General features: G+C 49.6%; 22 protein-coding genes and 1 other annotated feature. Of the genes, 20 read left to right on the top strand and 2 right to left on the bottom strand.

The features are described from left to right. The first annotated feature begins 76 nt into the window (after positions 1–76). From AY633_RS02040 to AY633_RS01945, 20 genes are all read left to right on the top strand, one after another. Entirely contained in the window at positions 77–748 is a 672-nt protein-coding gene (locus AY633_RS02040; RefSeq protein WP_068486055.1) for a YggS family pyridoxal phosphate-dependent enzyme, read from the top strand. Further along, positions 745–1,257 carry a cell division protein SepF gene (locus tag AY633_RS02035; RefSeq protein WP_068486053.1) on the top strand — a complete coding sequence of 171 codons (513 nt, stop codon included), beginning with the start codon at positions 745–747 and terminating at the stop codon, positions 1,255–1,257. Before AY633_RS02040 ends, AY633_RS02035 begins: the two co-directional genes overlap by 4 nt. 18 nt (positions 1,258–1,275) lie before the next feature. After that, positions 1,276–1,542, top strand: a complete 267-nt coding sequence (locus AY633_RS02030; protein ID WP_068486051.1) for a YggT family protein — start codon at positions 1,276–1,278, stop codon at positions 1,540–1,542. Positions 1,543–1,683: 141 nt separating this feature from the next. Then, the gene (locus AY633_RS02025; protein ID WP_068462954.1) at positions 1,684–2,469 is read left to right on the top strand and encodes a YlmH family RNA-binding protein; all 786 of its coding nucleotides are present in this window, start codon (positions 1,684–1,686) and stop codon (positions 2,467–2,469) included. 89 nt (positions 2,470–2,558) lie between these two features. Continuing rightward, a complete protein-coding gene (locus tag AY633_RS02020) occupies positions 2,559–3,086 on the top strand; it encodes a DivIVA domain-containing protein (RefSeq protein ID WP_068462952.1) in 528 nt (175 codons plus the stop codon). A gap of 49 nt (positions 3,087–3,135) precedes the next feature. After that, positions 3,136–3,344, top strand: a binding site (T-box leader). A gap of 43 nt (positions 3,345–3,387) precedes the next feature. After that, a complete protein-coding gene (gene ileS / locus AY633_RS02015) occupies positions 3,388–6,150 on the top strand; it encodes an isoleucine--tRNA ligase (protein WP_068486049.1) in 2,763 nt (920 codons plus the stop codon). A gap of 86 nt (positions 6,151–6,236) precedes the next feature. After that, the gene (gene lspA, locus AY633_RS02010) at positions 6,237–6,728 is read left to right on the top strand and encodes a signal peptidase II (RefSeq protein WP_068462945.1); all 492 of its coding nucleotides are present in this window, start codon (positions 6,237–6,239) and stop codon (positions 6,726–6,728) included. Next, complete coding sequence (locus AY633_RS02005; protein WP_068486047.1) at positions 6,728–7,630, top strand: RluA family pseudouridine synthase; 903 nt, start codon at positions 6,728–6,730, stop codon at positions 7,628–7,630. Before lspA ends, AY633_RS02005 begins: the two co-directional genes overlap by 1 nt. 217 nt (positions 7,631–7,847) lie before the next feature. Further along, positions 7,848–8,387 (top strand): bifunctional pyr operon transcriptional regulator/uracil phosphoribosyltransferase PyrR, encoded by a 540-nt coding sequence (gene pyrR / locus AY633_RS02000; RefSeq protein WP_068465731.1) that lies wholly within the window; start codon positions 7,848–7,850, stop codon positions 8,385–8,387. 29 nt (positions 8,388–8,416) lie between these two features. Then, entirely contained in the window at positions 8,417–9,706 is a 1,290-nt protein-coding gene (locus AY633_RS01995; RefSeq protein ID WP_068462943.1) for a solute carrier family 23 protein, read from the top strand. 133 nt (positions 9,707–9,839) lie between these two features. Then, on the top strand, positions 9,840–10,709 hold the full coding sequence (locus AY633_RS01990; RefSeq protein WP_068487846.1) for an aspartate carbamoyltransferase catalytic subunit: 870 nt from the start codon (positions 9,840–9,842) through the stop codon (positions 10,707–10,709). A 1-nt stretch (position 10,710) separates the two neighbouring features. Next, entirely contained in the window at positions 10,711–11,985 is a 1,275-nt protein-coding gene (locus tag AY633_RS01985) for a dihydroorotase (protein ID WP_068486045.1), read from the top strand. Beyond that, positions 11,982–13,079, top strand: coding sequence for a carbamoyl phosphate synthase small subunit (locus tag AY633_RS01980; RefSeq protein ID WP_068487845.1), 1,098 nt, complete (start codon positions 11,982–11,984; stop codon positions 13,077–13,079). The genes AY633_RS01985 and AY633_RS01980 overlap by 4 nt, the downstream gene beginning before the upstream one ends. Further along, positions 13,072–16,260, top strand: a complete 3,189-nt coding sequence (gene carB, locus AY633_RS01975) for a carbamoyl-phosphate synthase large subunit (RefSeq protein WP_068486043.1) — start codon at positions 13,072–13,074, stop codon at positions 16,258–16,260. The genes AY633_RS01980 and carB overlap by 8 nt, the downstream gene beginning before the upstream one ends. Continuing rightward, positions 16,257–17,024, top strand: a complete 768-nt coding sequence (locus AY633_RS01970; RefSeq protein WP_068486041.1) for a dihydroorotate dehydrogenase electron transfer subunit — start codon at positions 16,257–16,259, stop codon at positions 17,022–17,024. Before carB ends, AY633_RS01970 begins: the two co-directional genes overlap by 4 nt. Further along, positions 17,021–17,935 (top strand): dihydroorotate dehydrogenase, encoded by a 915-nt coding sequence (locus AY633_RS01965; protein ID WP_068486039.1) that lies wholly within the window; start codon positions 17,021–17,023, stop codon positions 17,933–17,935. Before AY633_RS01970 ends, AY633_RS01965 begins: the two co-directional genes overlap by 4 nt. Then, positions 17,932–18,624, top strand: a complete 693-nt coding sequence (pyrF, locus tag AY633_RS01960; RefSeq protein WP_068486038.1) for an orotidine-5'-phosphate decarboxylase — start codon at positions 17,932–17,934, stop codon at positions 18,622–18,624. The genes AY633_RS01965 and pyrF overlap by 4 nt, the downstream gene beginning before the upstream one ends. Then, a complete protein-coding gene (gene pyrE, locus AY633_RS01955) occupies positions 18,621–19,250 on the top strand; it encodes an orotate phosphoribosyltransferase (RefSeq protein WP_068486036.1) in 630 nt (209 codons plus the stop codon). Before pyrF ends, pyrE begins: the two co-directional genes overlap by 4 nt. Before the next feature lie 107 nt (positions 19,251–19,357). Further along, entirely contained in the window at positions 19,358–20,692 is a 1,335-nt protein-coding gene (locus tag AY633_RS01950) for a D-serine ammonia-lyase (RefSeq protein ID WP_068486033.1), read from the top strand. A 68-nt stretch (positions 20,693–20,760) separates the two neighbouring features. Next, a complete protein-coding gene (locus AY633_RS01945) occupies positions 20,761–21,171 on the top strand; it encodes a VOC family protein (RefSeq protein ID WP_068486032.1) in 411 nt (136 codons plus the stop codon). Positions 21,172–21,210: 39 nt separating this feature from the next. On the opposite strand, the gene AY633_RS01940 is transcribed toward AY633_RS01945, so the two are convergent. Both AY633_RS01940 and AY633_RS01935 read right to left on the bottom strand, forming a co-directional pair. Further along, the gene (locus AY633_RS01940) at positions 21,211–21,888 is read right to left on the bottom strand and encodes an amino acid ABC transporter permease (protein ID WP_058383536.1); all 678 of its coding nucleotides are present in this window, start codon (positions 21,886–21,888) and stop codon (positions 21,211–21,213) included. Between the two features lie 15 nt (positions 21,889–21,903). Beyond that, positions 21,904–22,707, bottom strand: coding sequence for a transporter substrate-binding domain-containing protein (locus tag AY633_RS01935; protein ID WP_068487844.1), 804 nt, complete (start codon positions 22,705–22,707; stop codon positions 21,904–21,906). Between the last annotated feature and the right edge of the window lie 166 nt (positions 22,708–22,873).

Here is a 22,873-nt window from a genome sequence, read left to right as displayed (position 1 = left end):
TAATGCCAGGCTGAATTGATAAATCAGCTTTAGCTTGGTACAATAAAGTGAACGTCTATAGAAAAGTTGTGAGTATATGAAAGCGATTAAACCGAAATTTGAAGAAATGGCCCATACATTGAATCAAATCAATAGCGGCATTGAAATCGTCGCAGTCACAAAGCAAGTTGATGTCGATCGAACGCAAGAAGCCGTCAACGCAGGCATTCGACATCTCGGAGAAAACCGTCCTGAAGGGCTCAAGCTCAAGCATGCAGAGATTAGTGGCGAGGTCATCTGGCATTATATCGGCACGCTGCAGTCTCGGAAAGTCAAAGAAGTGATTGGGTTGGTTGATTATCTTCATTCACTGGACCGCATGAGCTTGGCAAAAGAGATTCAAAAACGCGCCGATAAGCCCGTTAAATGTTTTGTTCAAGTCAATGTATCCGGCGAGGATTCCAAGAGCGGTTTTTCACCGGAGCAAGTTCCCGCTTTTATTGAATCTTTGAAGGAGTTCGATAAAGTGCAAGTGGTCGGCTTGATGACCATGGCCCCGAACACACAAGACGAGGCGCAGTTACGAACAACCTTTAAAGGATTGAAAGAACTGCAAGAGCAAATAGCAGCCGAAAAATGGCAACACGCCCCTTGCACAGAACTGTCAATGGGCATGTCGAATGACTACCTGATTGCAGCTGAAGAAGGCGCGACATTCGTCCGCGTCGGGACCGCATTGGTAGGGTCGGAAAGTGAGGCGGAAAGATGAGCATGAAGGATAAATTCAAGAATTTCTTTTACTTGGACGAGTATGAGGAAGAAACCGTCCAAGAAGAGCGCAAGCAGCGCCCTGTACAGCGCTATGAAAAGCCTGCACCGGAACCTGCCGAACAAGCGCAGAGAAAAGCAGCGAAAGCACCAAAAGCACCAAAACCAGTGAAAGAACGCCGTGAGAATTTGGAGGAACCTAACGTGCAGAATATCGTTAATTTGCAGAATTCATCTGCCTCGTCATCAAAAGTTAGCTTGGCGGAACCGCGTGTCTATGCAGAAGCGCAGGATATTGCGGAAAGCTTGAAAACGAAACAGGCCGTCGTGGTCAATTTACAACGTATCGAACGGGATCAAGGCCTTCGGATTATCGACTTCCTAAGCGGCACTGTCTATGCACTCGGAGGGGATATCCAACGCATCGGCACCGATATCTTCCTATGTGTACCGGACACTGTCGAAGTGGATGGCGCCATCTCTGATTACTATCACGACGATCAACAATAGAAAGGTGCTAAAAATCGAATGATTCTTCTTATCAATGTATTGCTTGGAGCTATAAACATTTATTTCTATTTGCTGATCATCAGTGTCTTCATGAGCTGGGTGCCGAGTATCAAGGAATCTGCTTTTGGGCAGGCCATTTCCCGCATTACCGATCCGTACTTGGATATTTTCCGCCGCTTTATCCCACCGATCGGCATGATCGACATTTCACCGATTGTGGCCATTTTTGCATTAAACCTCGCGAGTCGGGGCGTTCTTACAATAGCCAACTATCTCATCAAATAAAATGCTGTAGAAGCCGCAGCGGATATCGAAAGGCGGAGAATTTATTTCTCTGCCTTTTTTATTTGGAAAGCGGAAGGTGTTTTGCCATCATCAGCGAAAATGGAATAAAGTCAGGATTCCAAAAACTGGAGGGAAGAGCTCATGGAAGAGATATTCCAGCATTTTAGAAAAGACGAACAACAATTTATCGAGCAAGCTTCAGACTGGCTGCGAGATGTGGAAGATATGTATGCACCGAAATTAACGGATTTTCTAGACCCGCGCCAGCGCTTTATCGTCCAATCGCTCATTGGCGCGCGTGATGTAAAAATGGCCGCTTCCGGCTTGTTCAAGCAAGCTGAGCGAGAACGTGTCTTATTGCATCCTACGTATTATGTGCCGGAAGAAAGTGATTTCCAAGTCACCATGTTCGAATTGCGCTATCCGGTTAAATTCGTGACCTTGAAGCATCCAGACGTACTCGGCGCGCTTATGTCGCTTGGTTTGGAGCGGGGGAAATTTGGAGATATCCGGATCGGTGATGGTACGGTGCAACTCGCTGTGATGACGGAAGTCGCGCCGTATTTGCGCGCCAATTTTATCAGCGCCGGGAAAGTAAAAGTCCAACTCGAAGAAGTGGACGATCCAGCTAATTATCTTCCAGTGATTGAGGAATGGATGGAGGAAGCGCATACCGTCAGTTCGTTGCGCCTTGATACAATCGTCAGCTCGGTCTATAACATTTCCCGTCAAAAAGCTGCCGCATTGATCAATGGCGGAAAAGTAAAAGTCAATTGGACAGCACAAGAGAACGTATCATTTGAATTGCACGAATCCGATTTGATTTCAGCAAGAGGCTTTGGCCGTGTGCAAATCATCGCGATTGAAGGGCGCACAAAAAAAGATAAAATTCGCCTGCAAGTCGGCAAATTGGAATTGAAAAAATAAAACACGCCCGAATGTGGTGAATAATACTGAAATTTCTCGCCACGACAGGTATAATGAGTGTAATCATGCAGAGAGTAAGGAGAGATACGATGCCTTTATCACCATTAGATATACATAATAAAGAATTCAGCCGCGCATTCCGTGGTTACCAAGAAGATGAGGTTAATGAATTCCTCGAACAAATCATGAAAGATTACGAAAAAGTGATTAAAGAAAGAACGGAAATGGAAGAGCGCATGAAATCGACAGATGAGCGCATGGGCCATTTCACAAACCTTGAGACGACTTTGCAGAAATCCATCTTCGTCGCGCAAGAAGCGTCAGAAGAAGTCCGCCGTAATGCACAAAAAGAAGCGGATTTGATTGTCCAGGAAGCAGAGAAAAATGCAGACCGTATCGTCAATGAGTCGCTTGCTAAAGCACGCCGCATCGCGACCGAAATCGAAGAATTGAAAAAGCAATCGAAGATCTTCCGCAATCGTTTCAAAATGCTAGTGGAAGCCCAACTGGACTTGATCGAAACGGAAGACTGGAACACCTTGCTTGAATACGACCTGGATACGGAAAATATCGACCAGCTCGAAAAGAAAGAAGCAGGAAACGCAGCGAAGGAATAAGCCCGCTCTTGACGGAGAATGATTCTGCTTCTATAATTACGACATACTTATAAACGCATTGATGGAGACAGTACGAAACGGAAATCCGATCGAGCGAGCCGGGGGCGGTGGAAGCCTGGCACGGTGCCGTCTTGGAAAATCACTCCTGAGCTGGACCGGTGAACGCAAGTAACCGGGCCCGTTTCCGCCACGTTACGGTGTAGAGTTGGCAGCATTTAGCTGCAACAAGGGTGGTACCGCGAGCTTCTCGTCCCTTTCCAGGGATGGGGGCTTTTTATTATGCCTACAGGAGGAATGGAAAATGGATTACAAAGATACGTTATTGATGCCAAAAACCGAGTTTCCGATGCGCGGCAATTTGCCGAACCGGGAACCTGAAATGCAGAAAAAATGGGAAGAACTGGACATCTATAAAAAAGTTCAGGATCGCACAAAAGACCGTCCGTTCTTCGTGCTACATGACGGGCCACCATACGCAAACGGCGACCTTCACATGGGACACGCTTTGAACAAAGTATTGAAGGACATGATTGTTCGTTCGCGCAGCATGATGGGCTTCCATGCCCCGTACGTTCCAGGCTGGGATACACATGGTTTGCCGATCGAGCAAGCATTGACGAACAAAGGCGTCAACCGCAAAGAATTGTCTTTGGCGGAATTCCGCAAGCTTTGTGAAGAGTATGCGTACGAACAAATCGACAGCCAGCGCTCACAATTCAAGCGGATTGGTGTGCGCGGCGATTGGGAAAATCCCTACGTCACGTTGAAACCTTCTTACGAAGCACGCCAAATCGAAGTATTCGGTAAAATGGCGAACAAAGGCTATATCTATAAAGGTTTGAAGCCAGTCTACTGGTCCCCGTCTAGTGAATCTTCACTTGCCGAGGCGGAGATCGAGTATCACGATAAAAAGTCACCATCGATTTATGTGTCATTCCCAGTCACTGACGGAAAAGGCGTATTGGATGAAGGCGTCAAGCTGGTCATCTGGACAACGACGCCTTGGACGATCCCGGCCAACCTCGGAATTTCTGTACATGCAGATTTGGATTACGTAGAAGTCGCGCATGGCGGTTCGAAATTCGTCGTCGCTAAAGACTTACTCGAAGAAGTGGCGAAAGAACTGGACTGGACAGAGTACGAAGTCGTTCGCACAGTGAAAGGCCAAGAACTGGAGCATATCCAGGCGAAACACCCATTGTACGATCGCACATCGCTCGTTATGCTCGGCGAACACGTCACGACCGATTCTGGTACAGGTTGCGTCCACACTGCTCCTGGGCACGGGGAAGATGACTTCTTGATCGGCAAAAAATACGGTTTGGATGTTCTGTGCCCAGTTGATGAGCGCGGCGTCATGACAGACGAAGCACCTGGATTCGCAGGAGAATTCTATGACAAAGCCAACAAATCGATCACCGAAGCACTCGATGAAGCGGGCGCACTTGAAGCCTTGTCGTTCATCACGCATTCTTATCCACACGACTGGCGTACGAAAAAGCCGGTCATCTACCGTGCAACAGCGCAATGGTTCGTATCAATCGATGCATTCCGCGACCAGATTCTAAAAGCGATCGATGAAACGGAATTCACGCCGGCATGGGGCGAAACCCGTCTGTACAATATGCTGCGTGACCGCGGAGACTGGAACATTTCCCGCCAGCGCGTGTGGGGTGTCCCGATTCCTGTATTCTATGCAGAAAATGGCGATCCGGTCATCACGGAAGAAACAATTGCCCATATCGCAGACTTGTTCCGTGAACACGGATCAAACATCTGGTTCGAGCGCACGACGGCAGAATTATTGCCAGCAGGCTTCACGCATCCGAGCAGCCCGAACGGCATCTTCACGAAAGAAATGGACATCATGGATGTTTGGTTCGATTCTGGATCGTCCCATCAGGCAGTGCTTGACGAGCGCGAAGACTTGCAATACCCGGCAGACCTTTACCTCGAAGGCTCTGACCAATACCGCGGCTGGTTCAACTCATCCCTTACAACGAGCGTCGCAATCAATGGCATCGCACCGTATAAAGGCGTCTTGAGCCACGGCTTTACACTAGACGGCAATGGCCGCAAAATGAGTAAATCGCTCGGCAATACGATCGTGCCAGCGAAAGTCATGAACCAAATGGGAGCGGACATCCTGCGCCTTTGGGTGTCGTCTGTCGACTATACAGCAGATGTGCGCGTATCGGATGACAACTTCAAACAAGTGTCTGAAGTGTACCGCAAGATCCGCAATACATTAAAATTCCTTCACGGCAATTTGGCTGATTTTGATGAATCCACAAACCGTGTGGCATTTGAAGATATGCGCGAGATGGACCAATACATGGTCATGAAATTGAATAAATTGATTGATACAGCTAAAAAAGGCTATGAGAATTATGAATTTGCCTCTGTTTACTTGGCATTAAACAGCTATTGCGCAAATGATCTCAGCTCGTTCTACTTGGATGTTGCAAAAGATGTTGTCTATATCGAACGCGCCGATCATCCGCATCGCCGTGCGATGCAAACGGTCATGCACGATAGCTTAATGGCACTTGTGAAGCTTGCATCGCCGATCATCCCGCATACGGCAGACGAAATGTGGTCGTACCTAGAATCCGCTTCAGAAGAAAGCGTTCAGTTGACAGACTTCCCAGAAGCCGTAAAACGTCCTGAATTCAAGGACCTAGAAGAGAAATGGAGCCGTTTCATGGACGTCCGCGACGATGTCTTGAAAGCTTTGGAAGAAGCACGTGCGGCGAAAACGATCGGGAAATCGCTAGAAGCGAAAGTAACGGTCTATGCAAATGAGGAACTGGCAAACTTATTGCCGGCAATCGATTCAAATCTGGCACAATTGTTCATCGTTTCCGAATATGAGTTCGGTGGCGCGAGAGAACAAGCGCCGGAAAATGCTTTAACGCTCGATGAAGTATCGGTCGTTGTCGAAAAAGCGCAAGGCGAGAAATGCGGTCGTTGCTGGACGATTTCCAAACATGTTGGCGAATCAGAAGCACACCCTGAACTATGCCCGCGCTGTGCGGAAGTAGTCGAAATCGAATACGCTTAAGTTTGAACGGTCCGAAAACCGGTTATCCGGTTTTCGGACTTTTTTCTTTTTTCGCCCGCTCTGTGTTAAAATGAATAGACTGATGAATGACGGAGGAAATACAAGTGATTTATTATGGGATTGCGCTACTTATTATCGCGTTGGATCAATGGACCAAATGGCTGGTCGTTAAAAACATGGAGCTCGGTGAACGAATTCCGGTACTCGAACCGTTTCTCGGTTGGCTGTCCCACCGCAATCGCGGCGCAGCCTGGGGAATGTTGGAAGGACAAATGTGGCTATTTGCTATCATCACTGTCATAGTCATCGCAGCGATCCTCTACTATTTTCATAAGCATGCAAAAGGGCAGCCGCTGTTTCAGCTGGCGCTAATGATGCTGTTGGGGGGCGCCATCGGTAATTTCATCGACCGGATGTACCGTGGTGAAGTCGTCGATTTTGTCGATGTGCTGATTCCAGTAATCAATTATGATTTTCCGATCTTCAATGTGGCCGATGCCGCATTGACCATTGGTGTCGTCTTAATGGTCATTTATGTGATCATGGATGAAAAACAACAAAAGAAAAAGGTGTCTTAATGGAAGAATTGACGATACACATTACAGAAGAACAAAAAGGCGAGCGAATCGATAAAGTCATTTCGGCTATCGACGAAGAATGGTCGCGTTCACAAATTAGTAACTGGGTCAAAGATGGCCATATTAAAGTCAATGGCGCAACGGTCAAACCGAATTACAAAGTGCGGCTTGAAGACGAAATCGCTATCAATCCGCCGTTATTGGAAGAATTGGACGCTGAACCGGAAAACCTGAACCTTGATGTCGTTTATGAAGATGAAGATGTTCTCGTCGTCAACAAACCGAAAGGCATGGTCGTCCATCCGGCACCAGGACATGCGAATGGGACACTGGTTAACGGCTTGATGTACCATTGCACAGACTTATCCGGCATCAATGGCATCGTCCGTCCCGGCATCGTTCACCGTATTGATAAAGACACATCCGGTTTGTTGATGGTCGCGAAGAATGACCTGGCCCATGCTTCATTGGTGGACCAATTGGTCGAAAAATCCGTGACGCGCAAGTATATCGCACTGGTCCATGGACATATCGCCCATGATAAAGGCACAGTCGATGCGCCGATTGCGAGAGACCCGAAAGAGCGCCAAAAAATGGCGGTTGTTGACAAAGGCAAGCACGCAGTGACTCATTTTACCGTACTCGAGCGTTTCGGGGATTTCACTTTGGTGGAATGCCGTCTTGAAACAGGCCGTACGCATCAGATTCGTGTACACATGCGTTATATCGGCTTCCCGCTTGCAGGAGATCCGAAATACGGACCGAGAAAAACGATGGATATCGGCGGTCAGGCCTTGCATGCAGCGGTCATCGGCTTTATCCATCCGCGGACAAAGGAATACCTGGAATTTTCAGCGCCTTTGCCGACTGAATTCGAGGAACTACTCGAGACGCTCCGTTAAGGGGTTGACAAACGAAAGAGCTGTTCTTTATACTTAGACCAGTCAACTGAATACGCATCACCTTTAAGAACAGTCCAGAGAGGCTGAAAAGGGATATTCGCAAAGCCGGAAGTGTGTCTTCCGGAAGGTTTTTTTCTGCGCTTACGCACCCTTCGCCTCTCTGGCGGAGGGTTTTTTCATGCAGAAATTGCAGCACAATTATAAAGGAGTGGAACTCATGGCAGAAAAAGCGGTCATTCTCGATGACCAGGCAATCGGGCGTGCGATTACACGAATCGCCCACGAAATCATCGAGCGCAATAAAGGAATCGACGGCTGTATCTTGGTCGGCATTAAAACGCGCGGCGCGTTCATCGCCAAGCGCTTGGCAGACAAAATTGAACAAATCGAAGGCAAGGCCATTTTGACTGGAGAACTCGACATCACGCTGTACCGCGATGACTTGAGCCAGAAAAACCCCGGGCAAGAGCCGCTTGTCCAGCAAGTTGATATCGAGCACAGCATCAAAGACAGAAAAGTCATCCTAGTCGACGATGTCCTCTACACAGGGCGCACGGTGCGTGCTGCGATGGATGCGGTCATGGACCTCGGGCGCCCGTCGCAAATTCAACTGGCGGTGTTAATCGACCGTGGACACCGAGAATTGCCGATCCGATCTGATTATGTCGGAAAAAACATCCCGACATCGAGCGAAGAACGGATCGTGGTCGAGATGACAGAAAGCGACAGCATCGACCGCGTCACCATTAACGATTAACGAATCTACATAGACAGGGGAGAAACAACTTGAGCAATGCCATTTTAGACATCCACGATAAACCCAAAACAGGACAATGGATTTCCCTCAGCCTGCAGCACATGTTCGCCATGTTCGGCGCAACGATTCTGGTGCCGCAACTGGTCGGTTTGAGTCCTGCGATTGCATTATTGACGAGTGGCATCGCGACCATCATTTTCGTCCTCATCACACAGTTCAAAGTACCAGCATATCTCGGATCATCCTTCGCCTTTATCGTCCCGATACAGATCGCCACGGAAACTGGCGGCATCGGATCGGCAATGATTGGCGCTATGTTCGTCTCGCTAGTTTACGCGCTCGTGTCATTGATTATTTGGAAGACCGGCTATAAATGGCTCATGAAACTATTGCCGCCAATCGTTGTCGGCCCAGTCATTATCGTCATCGGGCTGGCATTGTCTGGAACAGCGGTGGATATGGCCATGAACATCCCGACAGCTGATGGCGGCTCTGAATACAGCCTGCTGCATTTCTCAGCCGCACTGGTCACGCTCGCTACGGCCATCATCTGCAATATTTACTTCAAGAACATCATCTCGCTCATGCCGATTTTGATCGGTATCATTGCAGGTTACGCTTACTCTACACTGATCGGCATTATCGACTTTGCCCCAGTGGCAGCGGCTAGTTGGTTCCAAGTACCAGAATTCTTGCTGCCGGGAATCGATTACTCTTTCCAAGTCACACCAACGCTATTGTTCGTCATGGTGCCAATCGCGATCGTCACGATCTCTGAGCATATCGGTCACCAGTTGGTCCTCGGCAAAATCGTTGACCGCAATTACATAAAAGACCCGGGCCTTCATCGCTCGATCTTGGGTGACGGTATCGGGACATTCATCTCCTCGCTCGTTGGAGGGCCACCGAAGACAACTTACGGCGAGAACATCGGCGTCCTCGCCATCACGAAAGTGTTCAGCGTGTATGTCATCCTCGGCGCAGCCGTATTCGCCATTTTGTTCTCGTTCTTCGGCAAGCTGATGGCAGTTATCGATACGATTCCAACAGCGGTGCTCGGCGGCATTTCGATTCTGCTGTTCGGCATCATCGCGTCATCAGGGCTTCGCATGCTCGTCGATAACGGCATCGACTTCGGCAACAACCGCAATTTGGTCATCTCGTCGGTCATCTTGGTCATCGGGATTGGCGGCGCGAAACTTGAGTTCAGCGAATCGTTTGCCATCGAAGGCATGGCGCTGGCTGCTATCGTCGGAGTTATCTTGAACTTGATCTTGCCAGGACTTGAAAAACAGGAACTGGATGATGGAACTGAATAAACTTACCTTTTAAGGAATGTCCAGAGAGGCATGGAAAGGGTTATGGATAGGGGACGTCTACCCTTATTTCCTTACACCTTCCTGCCCCTGGGAAGGTGTTTTTTTGTACAGTCAACGAAAGGGCGTGAGCGAATTGCCGAATCTGTTAACGATGGATAATCTCGAAAATGAAAAAATCATGAACTTGCTGAAGCGTGCTGAGCAGTTTGAGCGTGGCGAAAAAGCAACACTTAACGGGGCAGTTGTGAATTTGTTTTTTGAGCCTAGCACACGAACAAAAATGAGCTTCGAAATGGCCGAACACCAGCTAGGCCTGTCAGTGCTTCCTTTTGAAACAGCCTTTTCTAGCATATTAAAAGGCGAAACACTGTATGACACCGTGAAAACGATGGAAGCAATCGGGGTCAAAGCGGTCATCATCCGCCACGAAGAAGAAGCGTATTACCAACAGCTAGAAGGCTGCAAACTCGCAGTTATCAACGGCGGGGACGGCTCGGGCCAGCACCCGACACAATCATTGCTCGATTTGTATACGATTCATCGGGAATTCGGCCGCATTGACGGTGTCCACGTGACGATCGTCGGGGACATTGCCCATAGCCGTGTTGCCAAATCAAATGCCGCTGCACTGAAACAGCTCGGCGCAAAAGTCAGCTTTGTGTGTCCGGAAGAATGGAGCGGCGACTACGACACGACCGATGAATTGGATACCGTCATCGGCGAAACGGACGTCGTCATGATGCTCCGGGTGCAGCACGAACGCCACGCCGTATCGGCCTTGTTTTCAAAAGAACGCTACCATAAAGAGTTTGGTTTAACGGAAGCGCGCGAGAAGAAAATGAAAAAAAACGCTATCATCATGCATCCGGCGCCGATCAATCGAGGCGTGGAAATCGCTGATTCGCTCGTAGAATGCCAGCGTTCGAGAATCTTCAAGCAAATGGAAAACGGCGTGTTCGTCCGAATGGCCGTACTGGAATATGCAATGAAAGGGAGAATGTAAAATGGGATTATTCATTAAGAACGTCAAGATGTTAAACGGGGAACAATTGGAGGAAACGAATATTCGTGTTACAGATGGCCGCATCGAAGAAATCGGCAGCCACTTGCAAGCACAAGGCGAAACGGAAATCGACGGCCAAGGCCGAATGATCGCACCAGGATTTGTGGACGTTCATGTCCATTTGCGTGAACCGGGCGGAGAGAAGAAAGAAACGATCGAAAGTGGCACAAAATCAGCGGCACGTGGAGGCTATACAACAATCTGCGCGATGCCGAATACACGGCCGGTACCGGACACAAAAGAAAATCTGGATCACGTAAATAGCTTGATCCAAAAAAATGCGCTCATTCGGGTTTTGCCGTACGCTTCCATTACCATTCGTGAAGCGGGCAAAGAACGTACCAATTTAAAGGAACTGAAACAGCACGGCGCATTTGCATTCACCGATGACGGCGTCGGCATTCAGGAAGCGGCCATGATGCTCGAGACGATGAAAGAAGCAGCCGAACTCGATATGGCGGTCGTCGCACATTGTGAAGACAATAGCTTGATCTACGGAGGGGTCATGCACGATGGCAAAAGAAGCCGTGAGCTTGGCCTGCCAGGTATTCCATCTGTTGCAGAATCGGTGCATATCGCACGAGACATCCTGCTTGCAGAAGCGGCAGGCGCACATTACCACGTCTGCCATGTCAGCACAAAAGAATCGGTACGCGTCATCCGCGATGCGAAACGGGCAGGCGTGCGCGTGACGGCAGAAGTAACGCCTCATCATCTTTTACTAACGGAAGATGACATCCCAGGTGATGATGCAAATTACAAGATGAACCCGCCACTTCGTGCAAGGGAAGATTACGAAGCGCTTCATGCAGGGCTGCTCGACGGTACACTTGATTTTATCGCAACCGACCACGCCCCGCATGCGGCGGAAGAAAAAGCGAACGGCATGGAAAAAGCGCCATTCGGCATCGTCGGCTTTGAAACAGCGTTTCCACTGCTTTACACGGAGTTCGTCCAAAGCGGCAAATGGACTCTGGCACAATTGATCGGCTGGCTGACGAAAAAGCCAGCAGATGTGTTCGAACTGCCTTACGGGACGATTGAGACAGGTCAAGCAGCCGATCTGGTACTGCTCGACTTGGACAAACAGCAGGAAATTCGCACAGAAGAATTTCTTTCCAAAGGAACAAACACGCCATTTGGCGGACAAACTTGCACCGGCTGGCCAGTGATGACCATTTTCGGCGGTGACATCGTATGGCAGGAGGAAAACTGATGAAACGTTATTTGATCTTAGAAGACGGCACAGTATTCGCAGGAGAAGCTTTCGGGGCGCAATCAGCCTCGTTTGGGGAAGTGGTCTTTAACACCAGCATGACCGGTTACCAAGAGATCTTGTCCGATCCTTCCTATTGCGGGCAAATCGTTACGATGACTTATCCGCTGCAAGGCAATTACGGCATCAACAGCGATGACTTTGAATCGATCGACCCGGCAGTTAAAGGGATGGTCGTCCGAGAAGCGGCAGATTTTCCCTCAAATTTCAGGAATGCGATGACTTTAAGCGAATTGCTCGAGAAAAAAGGCATTCCGGGCATCGCCGGAATCGACACTCGTAAGCTGACCCGGTTAATCCGCGTCAACGGATCGATTAAGGGCATCTTGACAGCGGCTGGGGAAGAACCGGATGTAGAGCAGGTAATCAACAAATTGAACGAAACGGCTTTGCCGACTGACCAAGTCGCCCAAGTATCGATCACGCGCCCTTACCCGAGCCCAGGACGTGGCAAGCGTGTCGTATTGATCGATTACGGCATGAAGCACGGAATTTTACGTGAATTGAACAAACGCAAATGTGATGTCATTGTCGTGCCGCATAATACGAGCGCGCAAGAAATCCTCGCTTGGGGACCGGACGGCGTCATGTTGTCGAATGGCCCAGGAGACCCGAAAAACGTGCCGGAATGTGTGGACGTTGTCAGCGAATTGCTCGGCCAAGTGCCGATTTTCGGAATTTGCCTAGGCCACCAATTGTTCGCTAGAGCGTGCGGTGCTGAGACATTCAAGCTGAAGTTCGGCCACCGCGGCGGCAACCATCCGGTGCGAGACCTTGTCACTGGCAAAATCGAAATCACTTCACAAAACCACGGCTACGCAGTCGACGAAGAAACCTTGCAAGGCACGCGACTAAAAGTGACCCATACAGCACTCAACGACGGAACGAACGAAGGGTTGGCACATCTCGACTACCCAGCTTTCACCGTGCAATACCATCCGGAATCTTCGCCTGGCCCGGAAGACTCGAATTACTTATTCGACCGATTTTTGGAAATGATGAACGCACAACGGAAGGAGCAACAACATGCCTAAAAGACAAGATATCAAAAGCATCCTCGTTATTGGTTCAGGCCCGATCGTTATCGGCCAAGCAGCAGAATTCGACTATGCGGGCACACAAGCCTGCCTTGCCTTAAAAGAAGAAGGCTACCGCGTCATTTTGATCAACTCTAATCCGGCAACAATCATGACCGATACTGAAATCGCCGACAAGGTATACATCGAGCCGATTACATTGGAATTTGTCAGCCGCATCTTAAGAAAAGAGCGTCCGGATGCACTGCTTGCGACACTTGGCGGGCAGACAGGCCTCAATATGGCGATCGAACTGGATGAATCCGGAATTTTGGAAGAACTTGATATTGAAATTTTGGGTACCAAGCTGGACGCTATCCATAAAGCGGAAGACCGCGATTTATTCCGCACCTTGATGAATGAACTCGGCGAACCGGTGCCGGATTCCGACATCATTCATAACATGGAAGAAGCCAAGCGCTTTGTGGAACGGATCGGTTATCCGGTCATCGTCCGCCCGGCCTTTACACTAGGTGGCACAGGTGGGGGCATTTGTCATAACGATGAACAATTACATGAAATCGTCGCAAGTGGTTTAAAATACAGCCCAGTGACACAATGCTTATTGGAAAAATCGATTGCAGGATTCAAGGAAATCGAATACGAAGTGATGCGCGATGCAGAAGATACCGCAATTGTTGTCTGCAATATGGAAAATATCGACCCGGTCGGCATCCATACCGGCGACTCGATCGTGGTGGCACCGAGCCAGACCTTGTCGGACCGTGAATACCAAATGTTGCGCAATGTCTCGCTGAAAATCATCCGTGCCTTGAAAATCGAAGGCGGCTGCAACGTCCAACTCGCGCTCGACCCGCATAGTTTTGATTACTACATCATCGAAGTGAACCCGCGTGTCAGCCGATCTTCTGCGCTTGCATCCAAAGCGACCGGCTACCCAATTGCCAAATTAGCAGCGAAAATCGCGGTCGGCTTAACGCTTGGCGAAATGATGAACCCGGTGACAGGGCGTACTTACGCCGCATTCGAACCGGCACTTGACTATGTCGTTTCGAAAATCCCACGCTGGCCGTTCGATAAATTCGAAGCGGCCAAACGCAACCTCGGCACGCAAATGAAAGCGACAGGCGAAGTCATGGCAATGGGCCGGACGTTTGAGGAATCGATGCTGAAAGCGGTCCGTTCACTGGAAACCGGCCAATTCCATTTGGAGCTGAAAAACGGCACGGAGATGAGCGATGAATGGATTGAAAAACGCATTCGTAAAGCGGGGGACGAAAGGCTATTCTTTATCGGCGAAGCATTGCGCCGCGGCGTGACGATTGAGACGATCCATGACTGGAGCCAAATCGATTTATTTTTCCTTGAGAAGTTCGACAAAATTGTCCGCTTTGAAGATGTATTGCAGCAACAGCCATTTGACTACGATACGGCGAAAAAAGCGAAACGCATGGGCTTTGCAGACAGAACGATCGCGAAACTATGGGATACGCAAGAAGCGAAAGTATACGAATGGCGTAAACAGCAAGGCTTGATACCGGTTTACAAAATGGTCGATACTTGCGCGGCAGAATTCGAATCGGAAACGCCTTATTTCTACGCCAGTTACGAAGATGAAAACGAATCGATCCGGACCGATAAAGAAAGTGTCATCGTACTCGGCTCCGGCCCGATCCGCATTGGACAAGGCGTCGAATTTGATTACGCAACCGTCCACTCCGTCTGGGCGATCAAAGAAGCCGGCTACGAGGCGATCATCATCAACAATAACCCGGAGACGGTGTCGACCGATTTCTCCATTTCCGACAAGCTCTACTTCGAACCGCTGACGATCGAAGACGTCATGCACATTGTCGACCTCGAACAACCGAAAGGCGTTGTCGTCCAATTTGGCGGACAAACAGCGATCAATTTGGCAGATAAGCTAGAGAAAAACGGTGTGAAGATTCTCGGCACGACGCTTGAAGACATCGACCGCGCAGAAAACCGCAATAAATTCGAAGCTGCGCTTCATGAAATCGGCATCCCGCAGCCACTCGGTAAGACGGCCGTGTCGACACAAGAAGCGGTAGTCATCGCATCCGACATCGGCTATCCGGTGCTCGTTCGTCCGTCTTATGTACTCGGAGGACGCGCGATGGAAATCGTCTACAACGAAAGCGACTTGATCCACTACATGGAACACGCTGTCGAAGCAAGCCCTGAACATCCGGTACTAGTCGACCGTTACTTGACAGGTGAAGAAATTGAAGTCGATGCGATCTGCGACGGCGAGAATGTCTTGATTCCTGGTATCATGGAACATATTGAACGGGCAGGGGTGCATTCCGGTGACTCGATTGCTGTCTACCCGCCACAAAATATTTCGCAGCAGCAAATCGACACTTTGACGGATTATACGACTCGGCTTGCTAAAGGCTTGAATATCGTTGGCTTACTGAACATCCAGTACGTCATTTCAAAAGGCGAAGTATTCGTCATCGAAGTGAACCCGCGCTCAAGCCGAACCGTGCCGTTTCTCAGCAAAATCACGGGCATCCCGATGGCCAATATCGCAACGAAAGCGATACTCGGTCAAAGCATTGTCGAGCAAGGCTACACAACAGGCTTAGCACCGCTGAAAAAAGGTGTCTACGTCAAAGTGCCGGTGTTCTCGTTCGCGAAACTGCGCCGCGTCGACATTACGCTCGGACCGGAGATGAAATCGACCGGCGAAGTAATGGGCAAAGACGTCACGCTCGAAAAAGCGCTGTATAAAGGCTTGGCGGCAGCTGGTATGGAAGTGAAAGATCACGGCACTGTACTGCTGACAGTAGCAGATAAAGACAAAGATGAAGCAGTTGGGCTCGCGAAACGCTTCCGGGATATCGGCTACCAAATCATGGCGACAGGCGGAACAGCACAAGCGTTCACAGAAGCGGGAATCGCCGTCGCTGAAGTTGGAAAAATTGGGTCAGAAGGGCGTACCTTACTCGATGTTATCCAAAGCGGCGACGCACAGATTGTCATCAACACATTGACGAAAGGCAAACAGCCAGAACGTGACGGCTTCCGTATCCGTCGGGAATCGGTCGAAAACGGCGTGCCATGCTTAACATCGCTCGATACGGCTGAAGCGATGCTCAGAGTCATCGAATCGATGACTTTCCAGGCAGAGGAAATGGGGGCAGGTGTATGATCAAACAGGAGAAAATGGCCATTGTCTCGCAAACTGAAATCGCCAAGAACATTTTCGAGCTCACGGTCACGGGCACATTGGTTGAGGAAATGAACGAGCCAGGACAGTTTGTCCATGTGCGTGTGGCAGATAGCTTTGAACCGCTGCTGCGCCGGCCGATCTCGGTAGCGAAAATCGACAAAGAAGCGTCGAGCTTCACAATGATCTACCGTTCAGAAGGGCGCGGAACCAGCTTATTGTCCCAAAAAACAGAGCGCGATACACTCGATGTCCTGGGGCCACTCGGTCATGGTTTTCCGATTGAAGAAGCTGGAGAAAAAGCTTATTTGATTGGTGGGGGAATCGGCGTGCCACCGCTGTATGAACTGGCTTTGCAACTGAATGCGAGAGGTGTGGAAACGGTCCACATCCTCGGATTTGAAAGCCGTGAAGCGGTATTTTATGAAGACAAATTTCGCGCACTCGGCGATACACATATTGCGACCGTTGACGGCTCGCACGGGACAGAAGGCTTTGTGACGCATATTTTGAACGGTTTGCCACATGATTTCGACACCTATTATTCCTGCGGGCCAACGCCGATGCTTGAAGCGGTGCAATGGGCATATCCACAGAAAAAAGGCTTTCTATCCTATGAACAACGCATGGGCTGCGGCATCGGGGCATGCTTTGCCTGTGTCTGCCGGACGACAAAAAGCGAAACGGATTACATTAAAGTATGTTCAGATGGTCCTGTATTTCCAGCAGGGGTGGTGATTTCATGACGGATTTAAGCGTAAAATTGCCAGGCCTTGATTTAAAAAATCCTATTATGCCCGCATCCGGCTGTTTCGGCTTCGGACAGGAATACGCAAAGCTCTATGATTTATCGAAACTTGGTTCGATCATGATCAAAGCAACGACTGCCGAGATGCGTCTTGGAAATCCGACACCGCGCGTGGCGGAAACTTCATCCGGCATGCTCAATGCGATTGGTCTGCAAAATCCCGGACTTGAAAAAGTCGTCGATGAACAATTGCCTTGGCTCGAACAATTCGATGTGCCGATCATCGCCAATGTGGCCGGTTCACTGGCAGAGGATTATGTAGAAGTCGCAAGAACCATTTCCAGAGCACCGAATGTCCATGCGCTGGAATTGAATATTTCCTGCCCGAACGTCAAACAAGGCGGCATCACATTCGGAACGGACCCGAAAGTGGCCAAAGAATTGACGCGCATGGTCAAAGACGTATCGGACGTGCCGGTCTATGTCAAACTGTCGCCAAACGTCACGGATGTTGTGCAATTGGCCAAAGCGGTCGAAGAAGGCGGCGCGGATGGCATCACGATGATCAACACCTTGCTCGGCATGCGGCTTGATCCAAAAACCGGACGCCCGGTCATCGCCAATATTACAGGCGGCTTGTCAGGCCCGGCGATCAAACCGGTCGCTCTGCGCATGGTGTATGAAGTGAGACGCCATACGGATTTGCCGATCATCGGCATGGGTGGCATTGCGGAAATTGATGACGTAATCGACTTTTTATCCGCAGGAGCGAATGCGGTAGCAGTCGGTACAGCAAATTTTGTCAATCCGTTCGTCTGCCCTGAGCTGATCGATAAGTTGCCGGAACGATTGCACGAACTCGGCTATGAATCGGTCCACGAACTTACCGGAAGGAGCCACCGCTTATGACCTCTAAACCGATTATTGCACTCGACTTCCCGTCAAAGCTCGATGTGGAGGAATTCTTATCGGAGTTTACGGAATCATTGTTTTTGAAAGTCGGTATGGAATTGTTCTATCAAGAAGGACCGGAACTCATTCGAGCATTAAATCGAGATGGCCATGATTTATTCTTGGATTTAAAATTGCACGACATCCCAAATACCGTCGAGTCGGCGATGCGTCGCATTGCTGAACTGGGCGTTGACATGGTCAATGTCCATGCGGCTGGCGGTCTTGCCATGATGGAAGCTGCAAAACGAGGCCTCGCGGGGAGTGGGACAAAGTTAATCGCGGTCACCCAGTTGACCTCGACGAGCGAAGAACAAATGCAGAAGGAACAATTAATTTCGGTGAGCTTGGAAGACTCTGTTCTGCATTATGCGCAACTCGCGAAACAGGCAGGGCTCGATGGTGTCGTGTGCTCGGTACATGAAGCGAAAGCGATCGGCGAAGCATGCGGCGAAGATTTCCTGCGTGTCACGCCGGGGATCCGACCAGCTGCAGCTGAATCACATGACCAAAAGCGCATTGCGACACCGAGTGATGCAAAAACACAAGGCTCCACACACATTGTCGTTGGAAGAGCCATTACCCGATCGGAAAACCCGCAAAAAAGCTACGATTACATCAACAGAGAATGGAGCGGTCGTTCATGAAAAACCAAATCGCACAACACTTACTATCCATCGGAGCGGTCGAACTGCGCCCGAACGATCCGTTCACGTGGGCATCCGGCGTCAAATCGCCAATTTATTGCGACAATCGATTGACGATGTCTTATCCAGCTGTCCGCAAAGCGATCGCAGATGGGCTCGCGGAAACCATTCGTCGTGAGTATCCGGACGCGCAAGTGATCGCGGGAACGGCGACAGCCGGGATTCCTCACGCCGCCTGGGTCGCAGAGCGCCTCGATTTGCCGATGGTTTACGTGCGTTCAAAACCGAAAGGCCATGGGCAATCGAATTTGATCGAAGGCAAAATCGAACCAGGCCAAAAAGCGGTCGTCATCGAAGACTTGATCTCCAAAGGCGGCTCGGTATTGCAAGCTGCACAAGCCTTGCAAGCTGCCGGCTTTCAAGTGGCGGGCATTGCGGCGATTTTTACATACGGCCTGCCGCAAGCAGAACATGCGATACAGGAAGCGGGCTTTACCTTCCACACTTTGACGGATTTTCCGGCACTGGTTGAACAAGCCCGGGAAAGCGGAGCGATAGCGGCAGAAGATTTGCCGATGCTCAGCGAATGGCACGAAAAGCTGAAAGCTGGCGCATTGACTTCATAAGAAAACCTTCGCACATCGACAGGATGTGTGAAGGTTTTTTTGTTCGTTCAGGAAATAAAGAAATTGAAAAGGGGTATGGTACAACTAACGAGAAGGAGGCGGTAGACATGGAGCTTACGCAACAAAAAATCGCCGAATGGACAGAAACCTACCCGCTTCTGTCGGCGATGATTGAACTAAAGCCGGTCATCTGGCTCAACCCGGAGCGTAGAGACATGGAGCAGGTGCAGGGCTTGCCGGTGGCGGCCGAAGATTTAAAAGAGGCCGAGCAATTGTGGCAGCGCTTTGCCCCCTATTTGATGAAGGTGTTTCCGGAAACGGTGGAAACCCGGGGCATCATTGAATCGGAATTGCGTGAAGCGGGGCGCATGCACAACCGATTGGAAGCGTATTACGGCGAGCGGCTCCCGGGGAAGTTGTATGTCAAATGCGACAATGACTTGCCGGTGGCAGGTTCAGTAAAAGCGCGCGGTGGGTTTTTCGAAGTGCTGCGCCATGCAGAGAGCCTGGCGCTAACAGAGGGGCTCATCACAATTCGGGATTCCTACGAATGGTTCGCAACAGAACAAGCGAAAACGTTTTTCCGGAATTTCTCCATCGGTGTAGGATCAACGGGGAACCTGGGCTTGAGCATCGGCATCATCAGCGCGAAGCTCGGCTTCCGGGTGTCGGTCTATATGTCGGCGGACGCCAAAGTATGGAAAAAAGAGTTGCTCCGAAGTAAAGGCGTCCGAGTCGTCGAATTCACTGGTGACTTCAGTGAAGCGGTCACAGCAGGCCGTGAGGAAACGTTGCAGCTGCCGAATGGTTATTTTGTCGATGACGAGAAATCCCGTGAACTGTTTCTCGGCTACAGCGTCGCTGCGATTCGGCTGAAACAACAATTGGACGAGCAGGAAATCCGGGTGGATCATGAACATCCGCTGTTCGTTTATTTGCCTTGTGGCGTCGGCGGGGCTCCCGGCGGTATCGCATTCGGGTTGCGCCATATGTTCGGTGACCACGTCCACCCGGTATTCATCGAGCCGACGCATTCTCCTGCAGTTTTGCTGGGGCTGATGACGGGTTTAAAGAGCGACATCTGCGTGCAAGACATCGGTATCGACAATAGAACCGAGGCGGACGGGCTTGCAGTCGGCAGGGCGTCCAGTTTTGCATCGACAAGTTCCGAACAATTGATTTCAGGGATCGCGACGATAGAGGATGAAGAATTGTTTCCGCTGCTCTCCATGCTAACGGAAAGCGAAGGCATTAACATCGAACCTTCTGCAGCAGCCGGATTTGCCGGGCCATTCATGCTAGAAGCGACCGATTACGCCGATAAACAAGGCGTTGATCTGGAAAAAGCGACACATATTGTGTGGCTGACAGGGGGAGCGCTCGTACCGGATGCCGAGATGGAAGGATTTTATCGAAGAGGAGTAGAGAAACTAAAATCTTAGGCAGGAGTTTTAGCCAATTCAACGAATAGAAGAGTGAACGAGAAACGAAAAAGAAGGGAAGCGAAGACATGGCCATTCAAGCGAACCAGATTTTCGTTAATTTACCGGTGCGGGATTTGGAAAAGTCGATGAAGTTTTTTGGCGAGATGGGCTTTGATTTCGATGAGCGCATGACAGACAATAACGCAACATGCATGATCATCGGCCAAAACATGTACGCTATGCTGCTGGTGGAAGACTTTTTCAAGAGCTTCACGCATAAAGACATTGCTGATACGTCAACGAGCTCGGAGACGATCATCGCATTGTCGGCATCGAGCCGCGAAGAGGTGGATGAATGGGTGGAAAAAGCGCTGGCAGCAGGGGGCAGTTCCGCAAATGAGCCAATGGACAATAAGTTTATGTATTCCTGGAGCTTTTACGACCCAGATAGCCATTTATGGGAAGTCATGTATATGGAAGACGAAGCCTTTGAATAACAAAACCGCACCGGATAAAGTTCCGGTGCGGTTTTCTGTTTATAGGTATTCGGCGTAGCGTTTTTCCAAGTAGTTTTGTAATACAGTCATGACTGTACAGATGGCCCAGTAAATGAGTGCGACAAGAATCAATAAAGTCAATAAATCATATTCCCGGGCACCGACAATCCGCGCTTTTTGGAAAATCTCTGGCACCGTAATCATGGCAGCAAGCGACGAGGCTTTGATGAGGTCCAGATAGACATTCGACAAAGGCGGAACGGCAATACGCACTGACTGCGGTAGGATAATCCGCCGCATCGTCTGCCAGTAACTGAGACCAAGTGCGGTGGACGATTCCCATTGGCCTTTATCGACCGAAGCGAGAGCCGAGCGAAACACTTCTGCGATATAAGCGGCACTATTGATAGTGAAGCCGATCAGTGCAGCTTGTAAGGCGGTAAATTCAAGTCCAATAACGGGAAGTGCAAAATACAATAAAAACAAAATGACAAGAATTGGTACACCGCGCATAAAGGAAATGTAAAGGCGCGCTGGCAAATGCAGCAGCGGCTGTTTGGACGTGCGTGCGAGTGCCATGAAAAAGCCGATGACCAGTCCGCCGAGCATGCTGCCCATTGAGATCAATAAAGTCAGCCAGATGCCTTCAAGCACATAGGGCAGCGAGTTGATCGCGAGCTCAGGGTCGAACAACAATCCCCATTCAATATCGCTCATAACTGTGGGCCTCCTTTAATTTTCCTCTTCAATATCAGGTTCAACGGATACGTCTGCCCCGTCGAAGAATTCAGCTGAAATCTCGCTGATGGTGCCGTCGGACAGCATTTCTCCAAGCGTTTCATTCACTTGCTCGAGAAGTTCTTCATTATCCTGATTGACGACTAAGCCGACTTCAGATGGCAAATATTGAATATCTGGATGAATGGTGATATTCAATTCCGGGAAAGCCGCGACACCGAATTTCGATAAATAATAATCGTTCAAAATAACATCAGTGCGGCCAATGGACACATCACGTAAATAAATTTCATTGGTCGCATTGTCATAAGTGACTTCTTCCGCTCCATAGTCGCGGGCAATTTGCATATAGACTGATGTTGATACACCGGCCGCTTTTTTGCCTTCCAAGTCTTCAAGCGATTCAATTCCAGACAAGTCATCTTTTCGGACAACTGCTGTGCCGTAGGAATACTTGATCGGTGTGGAAAACAGGAATTGATCGGTCATGTCTTCTGTCACTTCGATGTCATTCGCTGCCATATCGAGCTGCCCAGTGCTGACGCTCGTCAGCATTTCATCAAATCCGAGTTCACGGAATTCGATTTCCAGATCGAGCCGTTCGCCGAGTTCACGCACCACTTCCACTTCAAAGCCTGTCAATTCGCCGCTTTCCTCGTCACGGTAGGAGGTAGCCAAAAGAGTGCCGGACGTGCCGACAGTCAACGTGCCTTCCTCTTGTATGCGGTCCCATTCCGAAGATGGTTCCGTTTCAATTGTCTCTTCCTCTCCGCAAGCAGTTAAGGTGAGGGCTGTCATGCCGAACAGAGCAGCTGTTATATATGGTCGTTTGGTTAAATTAGTCACGGATAAGCCTCCTTAAAATATGTCCTATAAAAAGATAGCATTAACTGTATCTTGCGGCAATGGTTTACGGTTTTTGTAAAATAATAATATTGTTATGTAAACCAAAAGCTTTGAAAAA

The organism is Planococcus maritimus (assembly GCF_001592825.1).
Taxonomy (GTDB): domain Bacteria; phylum Bacillota; class Bacilli; order Bacillales_A; family Planococcaceae; genus Planococcus; species Planococcus maritimus_C.
Note: the sequence above shows the minus strand (reverse complement) of the source record. Positions and strands in the feature narration are given on the sequence as shown.

What these genes read in the sequence shown, in the direction of transcription:
- AY633_RS02040 (WP_068486055.1), top strand. Translation starts at nt 77, where the DNA reads ATGAAAGCGATTAAACCGAAATTTGAAGAAATGGCCCATACATTGAAT.
- AY633_RS02035 (WP_068486053.1), top strand. Translation starts at nt 745, where the DNA reads ATGAGCATGAAGGATAAATTCAAGAATTTCTTTTACTTGGACGAGTAT.
- AY633_RS02030 (WP_068486051.1), top strand. Translation starts at nt 1,276, where the DNA reads ATGATTCTTCTTATCAATGTATTGCTTGGAGCTATAAACATTTATTTC.
- AY633_RS02025 (WP_068462954.1), top strand. Translation starts at nt 1,684, where the DNA reads ATGGAAGAGATATTCCAGCATTTTAGAAAAGACGAACAACAATTTATC.
- AY633_RS02020 (WP_068462952.1), top strand. Translation starts at nt 2,559, where the DNA reads ATGCCTTTATCACCATTAGATATACATAATAAAGAATTCAGCCGCGCA.
- ileS (WP_068486049.1), top strand. Translation starts at nt 3,388, where the DNA reads ATGGATTACAAAGATACGTTATTGATGCCAAAAACCGAGTTTCCGATG.
- lspA (WP_068462945.1), top strand. Translation starts at nt 6,237, where the DNA reads ATGACGGAGGAAATACAAGTGATTTATTATGGGATTGCGCTACTTATT.
- AY633_RS02005 (WP_068486047.1), top strand. Translation starts at nt 6,728, where the DNA reads ATGGAAGAATTGACGATACACATTACAGAAGAACAAAAAGGCGAGCGA.
- pyrR (WP_068465731.1), top strand. Translation starts at nt 7,848, where the DNA reads ATGGCAGAAAAAGCGGTCATTCTCGATGACCAGGCAATCGGGCGTGCG.
- AY633_RS01985 (WP_068486045.1), top strand. Translation starts at nt 10,711, where the DNA reads ATGGGATTATTCATTAAGAACGTCAAGATGTTAAACGGGGAACAATTG.
- carB (WP_068486043.1), top strand. Translation starts at nt 13,072, where the DNA reads ATGCCTAAAAGACAAGATATCAAAAGCATCCTCGTTATTGGTTCAGGC.
- AY633_RS01970 (WP_068486041.1), top strand. Translation starts at nt 16,257, where the DNA reads ATGATCAAACAGGAGAAAATGGCCATTGTCTCGCAAACTGAAATCGCC.
- AY633_RS01965 (WP_068486039.1), top strand. Translation starts at nt 17,021, where the DNA reads ATGACGGATTTAAGCGTAAAATTGCCAGGCCTTGATTTAAAAAATCCT.
- pyrF (WP_068486038.1), top strand. Translation starts at nt 17,932, where the DNA reads ATGACCTCTAAACCGATTATTGCACTCGACTTCCCGTCAAAGCTCGAT.
- pyrE (WP_068486036.1), top strand. Translation starts at nt 18,621, where the DNA reads ATGAAAAACCAAATCGCACAACACTTACTATCCATCGGAGCGGTCGAA.
- AY633_RS01950 (WP_068486033.1), top strand. Translation starts at nt 19,358, where the DNA reads ATGGAGCTTACGCAACAAAAAATCGCCGAATGGACAGAAACCTACCCG.
- AY633_RS01945 (WP_068486032.1), top strand. Translation starts at nt 20,761, where the DNA reads ATGGCCATTCAAGCGAACCAGATTTTCGTTAATTTACCGGTGCGGGAT.
- AY633_RS01940 (WP_058383536.1), bottom strand. Translation starts at nt 21,888, where the DNA reads ATGAGCGATATTGAATGGGGATTGTTGTTCGACCCTGAGCTCGCGATC.
- AY633_RS01935 (WP_068487844.1), bottom strand. Translation starts at nt 22,707, where the DNA reads ATGACAGCCCTCACCTTAACTGCTTGCGGAGAGGAAGAGACAATTGAA.